At 70.4% G+C, this 18,404-nt stretch carries 15 protein-coding genes; 11 read left to right on the top strand and 4 right to left on the bottom strand.

Going from position 1 to position 18,404, the window contains the following annotated elements; translation table 11 throughout:
- Positions 1-79: 79 nt before the first annotated feature.
- From QNA09_RS14050 to gatB, 4 genes are all read left to right on the top strand, one after another.
- Complete coding sequence (locus tag QNA09_RS14050; protein WP_082061362.1) at positions 80-1,294, top strand: histidine kinase; 1,215 nt, start codon at positions 80-82, stop codon at positions 1,292-1,294.
- 9 nt (positions 1,295-1,303) lie between these two features.
- Complete coding sequence (locus QNA09_RS14045; protein ID WP_010596579.1) at positions 1,304-1,978, top strand: response regulator transcription factor; 675 nt, start codon at positions 1,304-1,306, stop codon at positions 1,976-1,978.
- An 85-nt stretch (positions 1,979-2,063) separates the two neighbouring features.
- On the top strand, positions 2,064-3,095 hold the full coding sequence (locus tag QNA09_RS14040; RefSeq protein ID WP_010596578.1) for a 6-phosphofructokinase: 1,032 nt from the start codon (positions 2,064-2,066) through the stop codon (positions 3,093-3,095).
- Positions 3,096-3,154: 59 nt separating this feature from the next.
- Complete coding sequence (gene gatB, locus QNA09_RS14035) at positions 3,155-4,666, top strand: Asp-tRNA(Asn)/Glu-tRNA(Gln) amidotransferase subunit GatB (RefSeq protein ID WP_017682349.1); 1,512 nt, start codon at positions 3,155-3,157, stop codon at positions 4,664-4,666.
- A 72-nt stretch (positions 4,667-4,738) separates the two neighbouring features.
- Here gatB and QNA09_RS14030 read toward each other — a convergent pair whose 3' ends face one another.
- On the bottom strand, positions 4,739-5,155 hold the full coding sequence (locus QNA09_RS14030; RefSeq protein ID WP_010596576.1) for a VOC family protein: 417 nt from the start codon (positions 5,153-5,155) through the stop codon (positions 4,739-4,741).
- A 277-nt stretch (positions 5,156-5,432) separates the two neighbouring features.
- Between QNA09_RS14030 and QNA09_RS14025 the strand changes: the two genes are divergently transcribed.
- Complete coding sequence (locus tag QNA09_RS14025; RefSeq protein ID WP_119699862.1) at positions 5,433-6,383, top strand: linear amide C-N hydrolase; 951 nt, start codon at positions 5,433-5,435, stop codon at positions 6,381-6,383.
- A 24-nt stretch (positions 6,384-6,407) separates the two neighbouring features.
- On the opposite strand, the gene QNA09_RS14020 is transcribed toward QNA09_RS14025, so the two are convergent.
- Positions 6,408-7,520 carry a PQQ-dependent sugar dehydrogenase gene (locus QNA09_RS14020; RefSeq protein WP_017682351.1) on the bottom strand — a complete coding sequence of 371 codons (1,113 nt, stop codon included), beginning with the start codon at positions 7,518-7,520 and terminating at the stop codon, positions 6,408-6,410.
- Between the two features lie 112 nt (positions 7,521-7,632).
- On the opposite strand from QNA09_RS14020, the gene QNA09_RS14015 reads away from it, so the two are divergent.
- On the top strand, positions 7,633-8,424 hold the full coding sequence (locus QNA09_RS14015; protein ID WP_040275066.1) for a DoxX family protein: 792 nt from the start codon (positions 7,633-7,635) through the stop codon (positions 8,422-8,424).
- A gap of 54 nt (positions 8,425-8,478) precedes the next feature.
- Here QNA09_RS14015 and ilvD read toward each other — a convergent pair whose 3' ends face one another.
- The gene (gene ilvD / locus QNA09_RS14010) at positions 8,479-10,320 is read right to left on the bottom strand and encodes a dihydroxy-acid dehydratase (protein ID WP_010596572.1); all 1,842 of its coding nucleotides are present in this window, start codon (positions 10,318-10,320) and stop codon (positions 8,479-8,481) included.
- A 121-nt stretch (positions 10,321-10,441) separates the two neighbouring features.
- Positions 10,442-10,915 carry a PH domain-containing protein gene (locus QNA09_RS14005; RefSeq protein WP_040275068.1) on the bottom strand — a complete coding sequence of 158 codons (474 nt, stop codon included), beginning with the start codon at positions 10,913-10,915 and terminating at the stop codon, positions 10,442-10,444.
- 266 nt (positions 10,916-11,181) lie between these two features.
- Here QNA09_RS14005 and QNA09_RS14000 point away from each other — a divergent pair, with 266 nt between their 5' ends.
- The 5 genes from QNA09_RS14000 (at position 11,182) to serA (ending at position 18,340) form a co-directional block, all read left to right on the top strand.
- Positions 11,182-13,128, top strand: coding sequence for an acetolactate synthase large subunit (locus QNA09_RS14000; protein WP_026137646.1), 1,947 nt, complete (start codon positions 11,182-11,184; stop codon positions 13,126-13,128).
- On the top strand, positions 13,125-13,628 hold the full coding sequence (ilvN, locus tag QNA09_RS13995; RefSeq protein WP_010596569.1) for an acetolactate synthase small subunit: 504 nt from the start codon (positions 13,125-13,127) through the stop codon (positions 13,626-13,628). The genes QNA09_RS14000 and ilvN overlap by 4 nt, the downstream gene beginning before the upstream one ends.
- 50 nt (positions 13,629-13,678) lie before the next feature.
- A complete protein-coding gene (gene ilvC / locus QNA09_RS13990; protein ID WP_029540232.1) occupies positions 13,679-14,680 on the top strand; it encodes a ketol-acid reductoisomerase in 1,002 nt (333 codons plus the stop codon).
- Positions 14,681-14,756: 76 nt separating this feature from the next.
- Complete coding sequence (locus QNA09_RS13985; protein ID WP_010596567.1) at positions 14,757-16,535, top strand: SulP family inorganic anion transporter; 1,779 nt, start codon at positions 14,757-14,759, stop codon at positions 16,533-16,535.
- Between the two features lie 212 nt (positions 16,536-16,747).
- Positions 16,748-18,340: a phosphoglycerate dehydrogenase gene (serA, locus tag QNA09_RS13980; protein ID WP_010596566.1), complete on the top strand. Its 1,593-nt coding sequence runs from the start codon at positions 16,748-16,750 to the stop codon at positions 18,338-18,340.
- The last annotated feature ends 64 nt before the right edge of the window (positions 18,341-18,404 follow it).

Genomic DNA, 18,404 nt, shown 5'->3' with positions numbered 1-18,404 from the left:
ACTGCCGGAGATCCCGCGACGGAGCGGTCCGGCCACGAGCGTCTACCGCCACGGGGCCAGGCGGCTCTCACTCCCCGGTATGACGACAGTGCCCACGCCCCGGACCTACCGTGGTGCCGTGCGCTGGACGAGAGAACACGGCCGCGGCCGTCGGTGGACGATCGCGATCGTGGCGGTGACCCTGATCCTGTATGCGGTCGCGTGGCCCACCCTGCACCTCACCCACGAGGTGCCCGTCGCGCTGATGCCCGTCGTCGCGGCGCTCGCGGCCTGGCCGTTCGTGGCGATCCGGACCGATCCCGCCCTCGGCTGGGCGGTTTCGGCCGGGGCCGCGCTGGCGATCCCCCGCGCCTTCGACCTCGCCCCCGGCTACGACTACCCCTGGCAGGTGGTGCACATCCTCGTGCTGTGCGCGCTTCTCGTCGCGGTGAGCATGCGCGCTCCCCTGCAGGTCGCCGGGCTCGTGTGGGCGGCCACCGTGGTGCTGTTCTTCACCCACGTGCCGGGGCAGAACGGCTGGGGGTGGGCACTCGGCCTGAGCGCGATGGCGGTGTTCGGCCTGCTCGTGCGGTGGCTCGTGCTGTCCCGCCGCCAGCTTGCCCGGCAGGAGGAGCTCAGCGAACTCGAACGGGCCCGCCGGGCGATCCTCGAGGAGAAGGCCCGCATCGCCCGAGACCTGCACGACATCGTCGCGCACCACATGTCCCTCGTCGTGGTCCAGGCGCAGAGCGCCCCGTACCGTCTGCCGGACGTTTCCGAGCCGGTGCGCGCCGAATTCGACTCCATCGGGGCGACCGCGCGCGAGGCGCTGAACGAGGTGCGCGGCATGCTCGGGGTGCTCCGGAGCGAGAACCTCCCCGACGACAGGGCCGCCGGCGACGAACGGGCGCAGGACCCGCAGCCCGGCCTGGACCGGCTCGGGGACCTGTTCGAGGGGGCGCGCCGCGCCGGCATGGTCCTGTCCACCGCGGAGAACGGTGACCCGTCCGGCGTCTCGGACGCCACGGCCCTGACGGTGTACCGCATCCTGCAGGAATCGCTCGCCAATGCCGCCCGCCACGCCTCCGGTGCGCCGGTGCGGGTCCGCGTGGGCTACGGGCCGGACGAGGTGAGCGTGACCGTGTGCAACGGCCCCGGGCGGGCGGGGCCCGGGTCGGGGGACCGCAGCGGCGGGAACGGCATCCGCGGCATGGTCGACCGGGCCCTGGCGGTCGGAGGCCACCTCGTCGCCCATCCCGCCCCGGGCGGTGGTTTCGAGGTGCGCGCGCAGCTGCCGCGCGTCCAGGCCGCCTAGGCTGAGGCCGTGACGGACCCGACCCCCATCACCGTGTTGATCGCCGACGACCAGGCCATGGTTCGGCAGGGCTTCGGCGCGCTGCTCGCTGCCCAACCCGACATCAGCGTGGTCGGCGACGCTCCGGACGGCCGGCGGGCCGTCGCAGAGGCGGCCCGCCTGCGACCCGACGTGGTCCTGATGGACGTCCGGATGCCGGAGATGAACGGACTCGACGCGGCCCGGCACATCCTCGCCGGGCGGATCGATCCGCCGACGCGGGTCCTGATGCTCACCACGTTCGACATCGACGACTACGTCTACGAGGCACTGAGCCTCGGCGCCAGCGGGTTCCTGCTCAAGGACGCGCCCGCCGAGGAACTGATCCGGGCGGTCCGCGTCGTCGCCGACGGCCAGGCGCTACTCGCCCCGACCGTCACCCGCCGCCTCATCGCGGACGTCACCCGCCGGCGATCGCCGCGCCGCGGCCGCGAGCGGGCACTCGACGCGCTCACCCCGCGCGAACGTGAGGTGCTCGAGCTGATCGCGCGTGGACTGTCGAACCAGGAGATCGCCGCTCACCTGTTCGTCGCCGAGCAGACGGTCAAGACGCACGTGGGGAAGGTGTTCGGGAAGTTGCACCTGCGGGACCGGGCACAGGCGGTGGTGCTGGCATACGAGTCCGGACTGGTCGTGCCCGGGTGAGCGACGCCCGCGATCGGGATGCCGCGGGCGCCGGGCCGGGGCAGTATTGCCGGGAGGACCACCGACAACCTGCACGGAGGAACGAATGACGCGCATCGGCATTCTCACCAGCGGCGGGGACTGCCCCGGCCTGAACGCGGTGATCCGCGGAGCGGTCCTCAAGGGGAGGACCGTCTACGACCAGGAGTTCGTCGGGTTCCTCGACGGCTGGCGCGGATTGGTGGAAGGCGATGCGATCCCCTTGGACCGCAGCAAGGTCCGCGGATTGTCGCATCAGGGTGGCACCATCCTGGGCACCAGCCGGTTCGGCCCCTACCAGGGGCCGGACGGCGGCGCCGAGAACATCGCCCGCACACTCGAGCGCATGGGCGTCGACGCCGTGATCGCCATCGGCGGCGAGGGCACGGCCGCCGCCTCCAAGCGGTTGTTCGAGGAGGGCATCCGGATCGTCGGGGTGCCCAAGACGATCGACAACGATCTCGGCCAGACGGACTACACCTTCGGCTTCGACACCGCCGTCGAGATCGCCACCGAGGCGATCGACCGGCTGCGCACCACCGGCAACTCGCACAAGCGCTGCATGGTCCTCGAGGTGATGGGCCGGGAGGCAGGATGGATCGCGCTGCACTCCGGCACGGCCGGGGGCGCCCACGCCATCCTCATCCCCGAACAACCCGAGAGCATCGAGCAGATCTGCGAGTGGGTCACCAGCGTCCGGGACCGCGGCCGCGCCCCGATGGTGGTGGTCGCGGAGGGATTCACCCTGCCGGACATGGCCGAGGCGTACTCCGACAAGGGACGCGACGAGTTCGACCGGCCGCGGCTCGGCGGCATCGCCGACGTCCTCGCCCCGATGATCGAGGAACGGACAGGCATCCAGACCCGTGCCACGATCCTCGGCTACATCCAGCGGGGCGGCGTGCCCACGGCCTTCGATCGGGTACTCGCCACCCGCCTGGGTATGGCGGTCACCGATCTCGTCGCCGACGAGGAGTGGGGCCACATGGTGGCGCTGCACGGAACCGACATCGTCCGGGTCGGTTTCGACGAGGCGCTCGCCAACCACAAGCGGGTGCCGAAGGACCGCTACGAGGAGATGCGCATCATCTTCGGGTGAGCTCACGCCGGGCGTGAGCGCCGGATCGCCGGATGTCGGCACCGTCTAAAATCGAGCCCATGACTGCCGCCATGTCCGATGATCTGCTCGCCTACGACGAGGTGCTCGCGAAGTTCGAGCCCGTGATGGGCATGGAGGTGCACGTCGAGCTGCACACCGCCACCAAGATGTTCTGCCCGTGCCCGACCACGTTCGGAGCCGAACCGAACACCCAGGTGTGCCCGGTGTGCCTCGGTCTGCCCGGTTCGCTGCCCGTGGTCAACCAGGCGGCGGTGGAGTCGGCGATCCGCATCGGGCTGGCGCTGAACTGCTCGATCACGCCGTGGGGCCGGTTCGCGCGGAAGAACTACTTCTACCCGGACCAGCCGAAGAACTACCAGATCTCGCAGTACGACGAGCCGATCGCCACGGACGGCCACCTGGACGTGGTCCTCGACGACGGCACCACGTGGCGCGTGGACATCGAGCGCGCGCACATGGAGGAGGACACCGGCAAGTCGCTGCACGTGGGTGGCGCCACGGGCCGCATCCACGGGGCGAGCCACTCGCTGCTCGACTACAACCGGGCCGGGGTGCCGCTCATCGAGATCGTCACCAAGCCGATCGTCGGTGCCGGCGAGCGCGCCCCCGAGGTCGCCCGCGCCTACGTCACCGCGCTGCGGGACCTGCTGAAGGCCCTCGACGTGTCCGACGTGCGCATGGACCAGGGCTCGATGCGGTGCGATGCCAACGTCTCGCTCAATCCGATCGGAGCGGCGGAGTTCGGCACGCGGACCGAGACGAAGAACGTCAACTCCCTGAAGTCGGTCGAGGTCGCTGTGCGGTACGAGATGCGCCGCCAGGCCGCGGTTCTGACCGCGGGCGGCACCGTGGTGCAGGAGACCCGGCACTTCCAGGAGGCGGACGGCACCACCTCCCCGGGCCGGCGCAAGGAGACGGCGGAGGACTACCGCTACTTCCCGGAACCGGACCTCGAACCGATCGCTCCGAGCACGGAGTGGGTCGAGGAACTGCGCGCCACCCTGCCCGAGCTGCCGTGGCTGCGGCGCGCCCGGATCCAGGCCGAGTGGGGCATCTCCGACGAGGAGATGCGTGACCTCGTCAACGCCGGCGCCTTGGACCTGATCATCGCCACCACCGAGGCCGGTGCCCCGGCCTCGGAGTCGCGGTCCTGGTGGGTCGCCTACCTTGCGCAGCAGGCCAACAGCCGCGGCGTCGAACTCGTCGAGCTGCCCATCACCCCGGTGCAGGTCGCAGAGGTGATCGCCCTCGTCGCCGACGGCACGCTCACCAACAAGCTCGCCCGCAAGGTCGTCGACTACGTGCTCGCCGGAGAGGGCGACCCGAAGCAGATCCTCGCTGCCCACCCCGAGTTGGTGGTCGTGCGCGACGACTCGCTGATCAAGTCGGAGGTGGAGAAGGCGCTGGCCGCCAACCCCGACATCGCCGACAAGATCCGCAGCGGCAAGGTCCAGGCGGCCGGCAAGATCGTCGGCGACGTGATGAAGGCTACCCGTGGTCAGGCCGACCCGGCCCTGGTCAAGGAGCTCGTGCTCGCCGCCTGCAGCTGAGTTCTTTCAGGACATGTTCTTCCACGAGAGAGGATGGCCCGCCGGGACGGCAGGCCACCCTCTCTCGTGTGTCTACTGCGATTCGCCGGCGATGTTCACCATCCACTGGATGCCGAACCTGTCGGTGCACATGCCGAACTGGTCGCCCCACGGTGCTCGCTCGAGCGGCATGGCAACGGTTCCGCCGTCGCTCAGCTTGTCCCAGTAGCCACGCAGCTCGGCCTCGTCGTCGCCGCTGAGCGAGATCGAGATGTTGTCTCCCGGGTTGTGGCTCATCTGGTTGGGGGTGTCCGCCGCCATCAGGACGAGACCGTTCGGGCTCGCCAGCATCGAATGCATGATCTTGTCCTGTTCGGACGGGTCGTCGCTCGCGTGCATCTCCGCGAACGTGCTCAGGTCCAGTTCTCCGCCGAACACGGATCGGTAGAACTCCATGGCCTGGCGGGCATTGTCGCGAAAGCTGATGTACGGATTCAGGCGTGTGGTCATGCGGGCCCCTCCCTCGGGCGTGCCACTGCTTCGGACCGATCGGCGACATTGTTGCACCGTCGCGGGCTGAGCGGGGAAGTGTGACGGAAGCAGTTGCCACACAGTGGAAGTCGAGTGATTCGGATCGTCGGGGGTGCGGGTCCTCCGCGAAAGTGCTGAGATTCGACCGAAACGTCCGTATCGTCACTGTCGTCGCGGGGAGCGGGTCGACGCTCGCGGCGCACGGGCGGCCGGATTTCCCGTCGGACATCGTGGAGGATCAATGTGCACTCGGGCAATGTGGACCGGAAGCGGGCACGGCGTTCTCGTCGGCCGGAACATGGACTGGCGCGAGGAGATGGACACGAACCTGTGGTCGCTGCCGCGCGGGGCCGACCGGATCGGGCACGACCGTGATCCCGACCCCATGGCCTGGACGGCCCGCTACGGCAGCCTGGTGGCCACCGTCTGGGACAACGCCACGAGCGACGGGATCAACGAGGCCGGTCTGGCCGCCCACGTGCTGTGGCTCGCGGAAGCCGATTTCGGGGAACGGAACCCGGATGTTCCCGCGCTCGCGGTGTCCCTGTGGCCGCAGATCTTCCTGGACCTGTGCGGGACCGTCGACGAGTGTCTCGCGCTGATGGCCGACCGGCCCTTCCAGGTCCGTCCGCTGATCGAACCGCGGTCCCAGCGTCCCGCAACCGTGCATCTCGCCCTCGAGGACGCGAACGGCGACTCCCTGATCCTCGAGCACATCGGGGGAACGCTGCGGGTACACCACGACCGCGCACACACCGTGATGACGAACTCGCCGCCGTACGACGAGCAGATCGAACTCCGGAAGAACTTCACCGGCTTCGGGGGATCCGAGCCGCTGCCGGGCACGACGGAAGCGTCCGACCGCTTCGTCCGGGCAAGCTACTATCTCGACCGGCTGCCCACCGTGGAGACGCCGGCCCGTGCGTATGCGGCGCTGCTGAGCGTCATGCGCAACGTCGCGCAACCGTTCGGCGAGCCCGATCCGCAACGGCCGAACATCTCGATGACGATCTGGCGCACGCTGACGGACCTGACCGAGGGACTGTACATGTTCGAGTCGTCGTTCAGCCCGAACATCGTGTGGACCCGGTCGGCCGACCTGGACTTCTCGACCTGCCGCAGGCTCGACCTGTCGAAACCGGGTCTGCTGGGCAACGTGAGCGGCGCGTTCACCGACGCGGCCGAACCGCCCTTCACGCTGTCGTGAAGGACCCGTGCCGAACGGGTCCGGCTAGTCGAAGCCGCCGCCCCCCGCGGGGAACTGGATCAGCACGACCCGATCGTCGTTCGGGCCCGGTTCGCCGCCGGACTTGTTGACGGTGGACACCCACAGCTGCCCGTCGCCACCCACCGCCGCGCCGCCGAGCCGGCCGTAGCGGTCCTGCACGGCCGTCACGGGCGCGGCCGTCACCGCCCCGGTTCCGGGGTCGACGGCAACCACCGCCACCGCCTTGCCGTCCGTCAGCGACACCGCGACGGCGTCCGCGCCGGCCGCGCATCCGGCCACGCCCGGACGCTCGGGCCACGTCCACGCCGGGGATGCACTCACCGCGCCGTCCACGTCGACACGCTGCAGCCGGTCCTCGAGGACGGTGCGGTCGGTGATCCACAGGTTTCCGGCGGGGTCCCGGCACACGTCACCCGCCGTCCCGATCCCGGACAGCACGACCGACGGCGCGGCAGCCGCACCCGGCGCCGGCACGGGCATGCGCAGCAGCTTCCCGGCGAGCGACCCCGGATCGGCCGCCGCGGCCGCATCTCCGGCGTTGCCGGTCAGCACCACCAGGTCGGTGGGGGAGGTGAACTCGAGCGCGCCCGCGTTCCCGCTCGCCCCCCGCGGGATCCCGGTGAACACGGGCTTGGGGACGTCGCCCGCGGCGAGCCGCACGACGCGGTTGTCGGTCGGGGTGGTGATGTAGGCGTAGAGCAGCCGATCCTCGTCGTAGGTCGGCGACAGCGCGAGATCGAGCAGCCCGCCGTCGCCGGAACCGTCGACCGGCACGGTCGCCACCTCCACCGGCTCCGTCTGCGGCGCCACCCGCAGGATCCGGCCCGTGCGCCGCTCCGCGACGAGAGCGGAACCGCCGTCGGGCAGGGTGACCAGTCCGCCGGTGGTATCGAGACAGGTGGCGACCACCGCGGGATCGGGGTCCTGACACGGGCCCGGCGGTGTGGGCGGTGCGCCCGTCGTCGTGGTTGCCGTCGGGGGTTCGAGCGGTTCGAGTTCGGCGCCCGCGTCGAAACTCGGTTCCGGGGTGAACGGCGTGGTGGTTGCGTCGTCGAACCGGGCGCACGACGTGGTGAGGGCGAGCAGACCCACGATCGACGCGACCGTCGTTCGCATCCGTCGCGACCCACCGACTCTCGCGCGCCTCGTCATGTCCATGACGTTACCGGGGCGGCGCGCCCCGCCTCGGTTCCCGGGTCGGCCCACCCGGTCGACCTACCCTGGTTCGGTGACCGACAAGGCGAAAGACCACATCCCGGAGCCGACGCCGCAGGATGCCGCGGAGCCGGTGTCGAGTCCCTACGACGAACCCACGCTGGAGTTGCGGCGCCCTCGTTCGTCGATGCTCGAATCCGACGACGACCTCGACCTCGACAACTCCGCCTTCGACCGGCCGGCGCAGTACGGCTACGAGGACTCCGGCGTCGCGCCGACCGAGCAGCTGTACCGGTACGAGCCCGGCGGCGCGACCGCGGCCGCCGGCGACGCGGAGGCGGGGGTGTCGACCGGTCCGGCCGAGGCGCGGCGCGGCACCCTGGACCTGGGGCTGCTCGTGCTGCGGCTCGTCGTCGGCGGCACGATGGTGGTGCACGGGCTGCAGAAGCTGACCGGTTTGTGGGGCGGTCCCGGCATGGACGGGTTCGAGGCGATGCTCGCCGACGCCGGCTACCAGCGTCCGGCCCTGCTCGCGGTGCTCGGCGCGGTGGGGGAGGTCGCGGCCGGAGCGCTGCTGATCCTCGGGCTGCTCACCCCGCTGGCCGCCGCCGCAGTGCTGGCGATCATGATCAACGCGTGGCTGTTCCGGCAGTCCGCCGAGCCGGGACTGCAGTACTTCGCGCCCGCCGGGGTCGAGTACGAGACCCTGCTCGCGGCCACTGCGGCCGTGATCGTCCTGACCGGTCCGGGCCGCATCGCGATCGACGGCACCCGCGGCTGGGCGACCCGGCCGTTCATCGGCTCCTTCGTCGCACTGCTGCTCGGCGTCGCCGCCGGGGTCTGCCTCTGGCTGTTCGGCCGCTGACGCGGCCGGTGTGTCCTTCGGGCGGCCAGGGCAGCCCGAAGGACACACCGGTTCCTACGGCACCTTCCGGACGGCCCCCTTGTCGGCCGAGGTGGCCAACGCGGCGTAGGCGCGCAGGGCGGTGGTGACCGTGCGCTGCCGGTCGACGGGCTGCCACGGCCGCTCCGACGCCTCCATCTTGGCGCGCCGCTCGGCGAGAACGGCGTCGTCGACGAGGACCTCGAGGGTGCGCGAGGGAACGTCGATCCGGATCCGGTCGCCGTTCTCGAGCAGACCGATGACCCCACCGGACGCAGCTTCGGGCGAGATGTGCCCGATCGACAGCCCGGAGGTGCCACCGGAGAAGCGGCCGTCGGTGATCAGGGCGCACTGCTTGCCCAGGCCCGCGCCCTTGAGGAACGCGGTGGGGTGCAGCATCTCCTGCATGCCGGGGCCGCCCGCGGGTCCCTCGTAGCGGACCACCACCACGTCACCGGGCTGCACCTTCTTGCCGAGGATCATCGAGACGGCCTCCTCCTGCGACTCGACGACGAGCGCCGGGCCCTCGAAGGTGAACAGATCCTCGTCGATGCCGGCGGTCTTGAGGATCGCACCGTCCGGGGCGAGGTTGCCGCGCAGGACGACGAGTCCGCCCTCGACGGTGTAGGCGTGCTCGACGTCCCGGATGCAGCCGCCTGCGGCGTCGGTGTCCAGCGACGACCAGCGGTTGTCGGTGGAGAAGGGCTCGGTGGTGCGGACGCCGCCGGGAGCCGCGTGGAACAGCTCGACGGCCTCGTCGGAGGCCTTGCCGGAACGGATGTCCCACGTGTCGAGCCACTCGTCGAAGCTCGCGGTGTGGACGGTGGTCACGTCCGTCTCGAGCAGGCCGCCCCGGCGCAGCTCACCGAGGATCGCCGGGATGCCGCCGGCCCGGTGGACGTCCTCCATGTGGTAGTCCGAGTTGGGGGAGACCTTCGACAGGCACGGCACCTTGCGGCTGATCGCGTCGATCGTGGTGAGGTCGAAGTCGACCTCGCCCTCCTGCGCGGCGGCGAGCGTGTGCAGCACGGTGTTGGTCGAGCCGCCCATCGCGACGTCGAGCGCCATGGCGTTCCGGAACGCGGCGGGGGAGGCGATGTTGCGCGGCAGGACCGACTCGTCCTCGTCCCGGTACCAGCGCAGCGCCGCCTCGACGACCGTGGTCCCGGCCCGCTCGAACAGCGCGCGGCGTGCGGAGTGGGTGGCCAGCGTCGAGCCGTTGCCGGGCAGTGCCAGTCCGAGCGCCTCGGTCAGGCAGTTCATCGAGTTCGCGGTGAACATGCCCGAGCACGACCCGCACGTCGGGCAGGCGCTGCGCTCGACCTCGTCGAGGCCCTCGTCGGTGACGGCGTCGTTGGCCGACGCCGAGATCGCCGTGATCAGGTCGGTGGGGGCCTGTGCGACACCGCCGACGACCACCGCCTTGCCGGCCTCCATCGGACCGCCCGAGACGAACACCGTAGGGATGTTCAGGCGCATCGCAGCGTTGAGCATGCCCGGGGTGATCTTGTCGCAGTTGGAGATGCACACCAGCGCGTCGGCGGTGTGCGCGTTGACCATGTATTCCACCGAATCGGCGATGATCTCGCGGCTGGGCAGGGAGTACAGCATGCCGCCGTGACCCATGGCGATGCCGTCGTCGACGGCGATGGTGTGGAACTCGCGCGGTACACCGCCCGCGGCCCGGACCGCCTCGGCGACGATGTCGCCGACGTCCTTGAGGTGGACATGGCCGGGCACGAACTGCGTGTAGGAGTTCGCAATCGCGACGATCGGTTTGCCGAAGTCGGAGTCGGTCATGCCGGTGGCGCGCCACAGGGCGCGGGCCCCGGCGGCATTGCGTCCGGCGGTGGTGGTGCGTGACCTCAACGGGGGCATCGGATTCCTCGGGGGCTAGGGCTCTTCGGGCTGCATGCTGCGCGGGCGCGGCGACACCGGGGGCCGGGCTCCCCCGGGCGGGGCGGGAGCGGGCCTGGGCGACGTCGAATCTACCCGTGTGCTATTTCGACTCGACGTCCGCGTCCGGCTCGGTGTCCGCGGCCTGTTCCCGTGCCTGCGCGTCGTGCGCGGCGGCGTACGGGTCGGTGATGCGCCCGCCGCTGCCCGCGGCGAGCTGGGGGAGGCGGCCGAACGTGACGACCGGGAGGGGTACCTCGGTGCCGTCGGTGCGGCGCGCGCGTGCCCAGCCCCGCTTGGGGAACCGCAGCCCGTCGAGCTCGTCCCACGCGAGCGTCCGGGTGGAGAACGCGGATCGGGCCGTGATGCCCTCGGGGCCGACGACGGTGCGCACCCGCAGCACCCACGCGGCGACGAGGAACGGGATCACCACCATCCAGCCGAACGCGGCGGGCCAGGCCAGCGCCGGAGAGGCCACTCCGAGCAGCACGAACCCGCACGCGAGCAGGGCGAGCCGGGAAATCTGGATGACCTGCGGCTGCTGTTCCGCCGTATGGGATGATGGGCGTGGTGGCACGGGCTGCTGTGGAGATGACACCTCACCATCTTCCCATTGCAGCCGAGGCATCTCACATTCTGGGACAGGTGACCGAACCAAGTTGACTGTCGGACGTTCGCGCGCCTACCGTCGAGCGCGTGAATCAGAATGGGTTGCTCGTAATCGGCCGGCGCGTCGTCGCCTGAGCCGCTTCTCGCAACTCGCCCACGACGCGCCACCCTCGTACAGCAGATGCTGCTGACGGGGGTTTTTTGTTGCCCGGAGCCAGAACCAGAGGAATCGCAGTGAGCGCACCAACCGCAAGGCCTCAACCGTCGCCGCGCAAGCCCGGGGCTGCGGCCCCGTCGCCCGCGGCCGCGGCCGCCCAGCCCGGTACCCGACGCCAGGTCGCCCCCGAGCGGGTCACCGGCGCCCAGTCGGTGGTCCGAGCCCTCGAGGAGCTCGACGTCGACACGGTCTTCGGCATTCCGGGCGGTGCGATCCTTCCCGTCTACGATCCGCTGTTCGACTCGCAGAAGGTCCGGCACGTGCTGGTCCGCCACGAGCAGGGCGCGGGCCACGCCGCGACCGGATACGCCCAGGCCTCCGGCAAGGTCGGCGTGTGCATGGCCACCTCCGGCCCCGGCGCCACGAACCTCGTCACCCCGCTCGCCGACGCGCAGATGGACTCCGTTCCCGTCGTGGCGATCACGGGTCAGGTCGGCCGCGGTCTGATCGGCACCGACGCCTTCCAGGAGGCCGACATCTCGGGCATCACCATGCCCGTCACCAAGCACAACTTCCTCGTGACCGACGGAGCCGAGATCCCCCGCGTCCTCGCCGAGGCGTTCTACCTTGCCGCATCCGGCCGTCCGGGGGCCGTCCTGGTGGACATCCCGAAGGACATCCTGCAGGCCCAGACCACCTTCAGCTGGCCGCCGGAGATGCACCTGCCCGGCTACCGTCCCGTCACCAAGCCGCACGGCAAGCAGGTCCGTGAGGCCGCACGCCTGATCGCCGAGGCGAAGTCGCCCGTGCTGTACATCGGCGGCGGCGTGATCAAGGCGGAGGCCTCTCCGGAGCTGCTCGAGCTGGCCGAGCTCACCGGTATCCCGGTCGTCACGACTCTCATGGCCCGCGGCGCCTTCCCCGACACCCATCAGCTCAACTGCGGCATGCCCGGCATGCACGGCACCGTCGCGGCGGTCGCCGCCCTCCAGAAGTCCGATCTGCTGATCACGCTCGGTGCACGGTTCGACGACCGCGTCACCGGTCAGCTCGACTCGTTCGCGCCCGACGCGAAGGTCATCCACGCGGACATCGACCCGGCCGAGATCGGCAAGAACCGGCACGCCGACGTGCCGATCGTGGGTGACTGCAAGGAGGTGATCGTCGAGCTGATCGAGGCGATCCGGGCGGATCTCGCGACGGGTACCACGCTCGACTACGCCCAGTGGTGGGAGTACCTCGACGGGATCCGGCGCACCTACCCGCTCAGCTACGACCGGCCGGCCGACGGCATGCTCTCGCCGGAGTACGTGATCCAGATGGTCGGCAAGCTCGCCGGACCGGACGCGATCTACTGCGCCGGCGTCGGGCAGCACCAGATGTGGGCTGCGCAGTTCATCGACTACGAGAAGCCGCGCACCTGGCTCAACTCCGGTGGGCTGGGCACCATGGGCTACGCCGTGCCGGCGGCCATGGGCGCCAAGATGGGTGTGCCCGACGCCGAGGTGTGGGCCATCGACGGTGACGGCTGCTTCCAGATGACGAACCAGGAGCTGGCGACCTGCGCGGTCGAGGGTGTGCCGATCAAGGTCGCACTCATCAACAACGGCAACCTCGGCATGGTCCGGCAGTGGCAGACGCTGTTCTACGAGGAGCGGTACTCGAACACCGATCTGTCCACCCACACCCTGCGCATCCCCGACTTCGTCAAGCTGGCCGAGGCTCTCGGCTGTGTCGGCATCCGGGTCGAGCGCGAGGAGGACGTCGAGGAGGCGATCCGCCGGGCGCAGTCCATCGACGACCGTCCGGTCGTCATCGACTTCATCGTCGGTCAGGACGCCCAGGTGTGGCCGATGGTCGCCGCCGGCACCAGCAACGACGAGATCATGGCGGCGCGGGGCATCCGTCCGCTCTTCGACGAGGACGAGGCGGCCGCGGAGCCGGCCGTCATCCACGAGGCACTCGAGCACGAGCGGCACCCGGAACAGCGCGGTGCCGCAGCACCAGGAGAGGATCGTCAGTGAGCACCAGTCACACCCTCAGCGTTCTCGTCGAGGACAAGCCGGGCGTGCTGGCCCGCGTGGCGAGCCTGTTCTCCCGCCGCGGGTTCAACATCGAGTCCCTCGCGGTGGGCGGCACCGAGATCCCGGAGATCTCCCGGATGACGATCGTCGTGACCGTCGACGAGTTTCCGCTCGAGCAGGTGACCAAGCAGCTCAACAAGCTCGTGAACGTCATCAAGATCGTCGAGCAGGAAGAGGATGCCTCGGTCGCCCGCGAGCTGCTGCTGATCAAGGTGCGGGCGGACGCGAGCGTGCGCACGCAGGTCATCGAGACGGTGAATCTGTTCCGCGCCAAGGTGATCGACGTCTCGCCCGAATCGCTCACCATCGAGGCCACCGGTACCCGCTCCAAGCTCGACGCCCTGCTGCGGATGCTCGAGCCCTACGGCATCCGCGAGATCGTGCAGTCCGGGGTCGTCGCGGTCGGACGCGGTCCGAAGTCGATCACGGCCACCCGTTAGCCTGAACACACCCTTATTTGCTGAGAGAGGTAACAACTGTGGCAGTCGAGATGTTCTACGACGACGACGCCGATCTGTCGATCATCCAGGGCCGCAAGGTCGCGGTGATCGGCTACGGCAGCCAGGGACACGCGCACTCGCTGAGCCTGCGTGACTCGGGCGTCGAGGTGCGCATCGGCCTGAAGGAGGGCTCGAAGTCGCGGGCCAAGGCGGAGGAGGCGGGCCTGGCGGTCGGCACTCCGGCCGAGGTCTCCGAGTGGGCCGACGTCATCATGGTGCTGGCGCCCGACACCGCGCAGGCGTCGATCTTCACCGAGGACATCGCGCCGAATCTGAAGGACGGCGACGCGCTGTTCTTCGGCCACGGCCTGAACATCCACTTCGGTCTCATCGAGGCACCGGAGTTCGTCACGGTCGCGATGGTCGCCCCGAAGGGCCCCGGCCACCTGGTGCGCCGGCAGTTCGTCGACGGCAAGGGCGTGCCCGCGCTCATCGCCGTCCACCAGGACCCGAAGGGGGAGGGCCAGGCGCTGGCGCTGTCCTACGCCAAGGGTATCGGCGGCACCCGCGCCGGCGTCATCAAGACCACCTTCAAGGAGGAGACCGAGACCGACCTGTTCGGTGAGCAGGCCGTGCTCTGCGGTGGCACCGAGGAACTGGTCAAGACCGGTTTCGACGTCATGGTCGAGGCGGGCTACGCCCCGGAGATGGCGTACTTCGAGGTGCTGCACGAGCTCAAGCTCATCGTCGACCTCATGTACGAGGGTGGCATCGCCCGCATGAACTACTCGGTGTCCGACACCGCGGAGTTCGGTGGCTACCTCTCCGGCCCGCGTGTCATCGACGCCGGCACGAAGGAGCGCATGAAGGAGATCCTGAAGGACATCCAGGACGGCACCTTCGTCAAGCGTCTCGTCGCGAACGTCGAGGGCGGCAACAAGGAGCTCGAGGGCCTGCGTAAGCAGAACGCCGAGCACGGCATCGAGGTCGTCGGCAAGCAGCTGCGCGACCTGATGAGCTGGGTGGACCGGCCGATCACCGAGACCGCCTGATCGGATCCCGCCGCTTCGACGGCCCGGCACCGCTGTGGTGCCGGGCCGTCGGCGTTCCCGGGTGGATAATGCCCTGATGTCCTGGGGTCTGGGAAAGCTGCCGGGGGTCGCCGTTGCCCGCACCTACCGGCGGGAGTGGCTGCGCCCCGACCTCACCGCCGGTCTGGCGCTCACCGCGCTGCTCGTCCCCGCGGGCATGGGCTACGCGACGGCGGCCGGCCTGCCCGCCTACGCCGGGTTGTACGCCACGATCGTCCCGCTGCTGGTGTACGCCCTGCTGGGGCCGTCGAAAGTGCTTGTGCTCGGTCCCGATTCGGCCCTCGCGCCGCTCATCGCCGCGGCGGTGCTCCCGCTCGCCGCGACCGGCGATCCACAGGAGGCCCTGGCCCTCGCGGGAGTCCTGGCCCTGCTCGTGGGTGTGATCCTCGTCGCCGCCGGTTTCCTGCGGCTCGGCTTCGTCACCGAACTGCTGTCCAAACCGATCAGGCTCGGCTACCTCAACGGCATCGCGCTGGTCGTCGTGGTGGGGCAGCTGCCGACACTGTTCGGCTTCGCGATCGACGAACCGGGTCTGCCCCAGGACCTCGCCGCGATCGTCCGCGCGGTCGCCGCGGGTGACGTCGACCCCGTCGCCACCGCCGTCGGGGTGACGTCCCTGGTGGTGATCGTGGCGTTCCGCCTCCTGCGGGCGCGCATCCCGGGTGTCCTGGTCGCCGTGGCCGGAGCGTGTGGGGTGTCCGCGCTGCTGGGCCTGACGGAGCGGATCGCCATGGTCGGGGCGCTGCCCTCCGGGTTGCCGGCACCGTCCGTGGCCGCGGTGAGCTGGGCCGACGTGCTCGCGCTGCTCGGCCCGGCAGCCGGCATCGCGCTCATCGCGTTCGCGGACACGGGGGTGCTCTCGCGGACCTTCGCGGCCCGCCGCGGCGACGACGTGGACGGCAGTACCGAGATGAAGGCCATCGGCGCCGCCAATGTCGCGACCGGTCTGTTCGGGGGATTCCCCATCTCGGCCAGCTCGTCCCGCACGCCCGTCGCCGAGCAGAACGGCGCCCGCACCCAGCTCGTCGGGGTGGTCGGCGCCGTCGCTGTCCTGCTGTTCGTGCTGCTCGCCCCCGGCGTGACCGCCTATCTGCCCGAGGCGACGCTCGCAGCGGTCGTCCTGGTCGCGGCCTCGGCGCTCATCGACGTGCGCGGGGTGGTCCGCATGTGGCGGATGAGCCGGATCGAGGCCGGCCTCGCGGCGGCGGCCTTCCTCGGGGTGGCGCTCGTCGGAGTTCTGGAGGGGATCCTCGTCGCTATCGGCCTCTCGTTCGTCGCCGTCGTGGGGCACGCATGGTCGCCGTACCGCACCGAGCTCGTCGAGCTCACCCGTGTCGCGGGCTTCCACGACATCAACCGTCACCCCGAAGGGCATCGCATCCCCGGTCTGCTGCTGGTGCGGTTCGACGCCCCCCTGTTCTTCGCCAACGGTTCGATCTTCGACGACTACGTCCGCTCGCTGGTCGCGCAGTCGCCCGAGCCGGTCGAATGGGTCGTGATCGCTGCCGAACCGATCACCGGTCTCGACACCACCGCCGTCGACGAACTCGTCGACCTGGACCGATACCTCGCAGGCAGGAAGATCCGCCTGGCCTTCGCCGCCATGAAGGGGCCCATCAAGGACCGGCTCGTACAGTTCGGGGTGGGGGACCGGTTCACCCCCGACCGCTTCTATCCCACTGTGCGGACAGCGGTCGTCGCCTTCCGGCACCGCGCGTCGTCGCCGTCCCCGGAACCCGCGCCGCGCGGTAACCCCGATCACACCGCGGGTCGCGTGTCGAAGTCGCTGCCGCGCAAGAGGAATCGTCGGCGCTGAGCTCCCGCACCCGGTACCGGCCGGCGCGTGCCGCCGACCGGGCGCTGCCCCGGCCGGCACGCCCGTCGCGAAATCCACTGCGCCTCGCAGGGTGGCGGTCCGGAAGAGACACGTACGCACTAAACTGAGCCGGGTCACGGCTGCTTCGCGCACCTCGGGGTGCGGCGCCGTCGACGACCCGTCAGACAAACCAACCACAGGGGAGTTCGCACGTGAGCCAGAATGGCCGTCCCGTTGTCCTGATCGCCGACAAGCTGGCGCAGTCGACCGTCGATGCGCTCGGTGACGGCGTCGAGGTGCGCTGGGTCGACGGCCCGGACCGTCCCGCGCTGCTCGCGGCGGTGCCCGAGGCGGACGCCCTGCTGGTCCGTTCGGCGACCACGGTCGACGCCGAGGTCCTCGCCGCCGCCACGAAGCTGAAGATCGTCGGTCGCGCCGGCGTCGGCCTCGACAACGTCGACATCCCGGCCGCCACCGAACGCGGTGTGATGGTCGTCAACGCTCCGACGTCCAACATCCATTCGGCCGCCGAGCACGCCGTGGCGCTGTTGATGGCCACGGCCCGGCAGATCCCCGCCGCCGACCGCACGCTGCGTGAGCGCACCTGGAAGCGGTCGAGCTTCAACGGCACCGAGATCCTGGGCAAGACCGTCGGCGTGGTCGGCCTGGGCCGGATCGGACAGCTGTTCGCCCAGCGCCTCGCCGCCTTCGAGACCCACGTCATCGCCTACGACCCCTACCTGCCGCCGGCCCGTGCCGCCCAGCTGGGGATCGAACTGGTCGACATCGACGAGCTGATCGAGCGCGCCGACTTCATCTCCGTGCACCTGCCCAAGACCAAGGAGACGGCGGGGCTGATCAACGCCGAGCGGCTCGCGCGGGCCAAGGACGGCGTCATCATCGTCAACGCCGCCCGCGGTGGTCTCATCGACGAGGACGCCCTCCACGACGCCCTCGTCTCCGGCAAGGTTCGGGCCGCCGGCCTCGACGTCTTCCACTCCGAACCCTGCACGGACTCGAAGCTGTTCGACCTCGACAACACCGTCGTCACCCCGCACCTGGGCGCCTCCACGACCGAGGCCCAGGACCGCGCCGGCACCGACGTCGCCAAGAGCGTGCTGCTGGCTCTGGCCGGCGAGTTCGTCCCGGACGCCGTGAACGTCTCCGGCGGTCCGGTCGGCGAGGAGGTCGCACCGTGGCTCGAGCTCGTGCGCAAGCTCGGTCTCATCGCCGGCACGCTGTCGCCGGAGGCGGTGCAGAACGTGCAGGTCGTCGCCAGCGGTGAGCTGTCCGCGGAGAATGTCGAGATCCTGGGCCTCGCGGCACTGCGCGGTCTGTTCTCCGCCAGCAGTGACGAGCCGGTCACCTTCGTCAACGCCCCGGCCCTCGCCGAGCAGCGCGGCGTCAGTGTGGAGGTCGACAAGCACAGCGAGGCCTCCACGCACCGCAGCGCGGTGGAGGTCCGCGCCGTGGCCGCCGACGGACTCGTCACCACAGTCACCGGCGCGCTGACCGGCCTGCAGCAGATCGAGAAGATCGTCAACATCAACGGCCGCAGCTTCGACCTGCGTGCCGAGGGCCACAACCTCGTCGTCCACTACGAGGACCGGCCGGGCGTGCTCGGGGTCCTCGGCACGGTCCTCGGCAACGCCGGGATCGACATCCAGGCGGCGGCGCTGAGCCAGGACGTCGAAGGACCCGGCGCCACGGTGATCCTGCGGGTCGACCGGGTCGTCGGCGACGCCGAGGTCGCCCAGATCGTGGAGCAGCTCGACGCCCGCGTCGCGCAGGTCGACCTGTCCTGAACCACCCCGCTGTACCCGATGGCCGCGATCGTCGAACACGGTCGCGGCCGTCGTCGCGAAGAGG

This window comes from Rhodococcus sp. AH-ZY2, from assembly GCF_030916465.1.
GTDB lineage: Bacteria > Actinomycetota > Actinomycetes > Mycobacteriales > Mycobacteriaceae > Rhodococcus > Rhodococcus ruber.
This window is presented reverse-complemented; position numbering and strand designations above follow the sequence as displayed.

Bases quoted from the DNA above. Each gene is read 5' to 3' on its own strand.
- QNA09_RS14020 (WP_017682351.1), bottom strand. From the start codon at position 7,520: ATGCGAACGACGGTCGCGTCGATCGTGGGTCTGCTCGCCCTCACCACG.
- ilvC (WP_029540232.1), top strand. From the start codon at position 13,679: ATGTTCTACGACGACGACGCCGATCTGTCGATCATCCAGGGCCGCAAG.
- QNA09_RS14050 (WP_082061362.1), top strand. From the start codon at position 80: ATGACGACAGTGCCCACGCCCCGGACCTACCGTGGTGCCGTGCGCTGG.
- ilvD (WP_010596572.1), bottom strand. From the start codon at position 10,320: ATGCCCCCGTTGAGGTCACGCACCACCACCGCCGGACGCAATGCCGCC.
- gatB (WP_017682349.1), top strand. From the start codon at position 3,155: ATGACTGCCGCCATGTCCGATGATCTGCTCGCCTACGACGAGGTGCTC.
- QNA09_RS14040 (WP_010596578.1), top strand. From the start codon at position 2,064: ATGACGCGCATCGGCATTCTCACCAGCGGCGGGGACTGCCCCGGCCTG.
- QNA09_RS14025 (WP_119699862.1), top strand. From the start codon at position 5,433: ATGTGGACCGGAAGCGGGCACGGCGTTCTCGTCGGCCGGAACATGGAC.
- QNA09_RS13985 (WP_010596567.1), top strand. From the start codon at position 14,757: ATGTCCTGGGGTCTGGGAAAGCTGCCGGGGGTCGCCGTTGCCCGCACC.
- QNA09_RS14030 (WP_010596576.1), bottom strand. From the start codon at position 5,155: ATGACCACACGCCTGAATCCGTACATCAGCTTTCGCGACAATGCCCGC.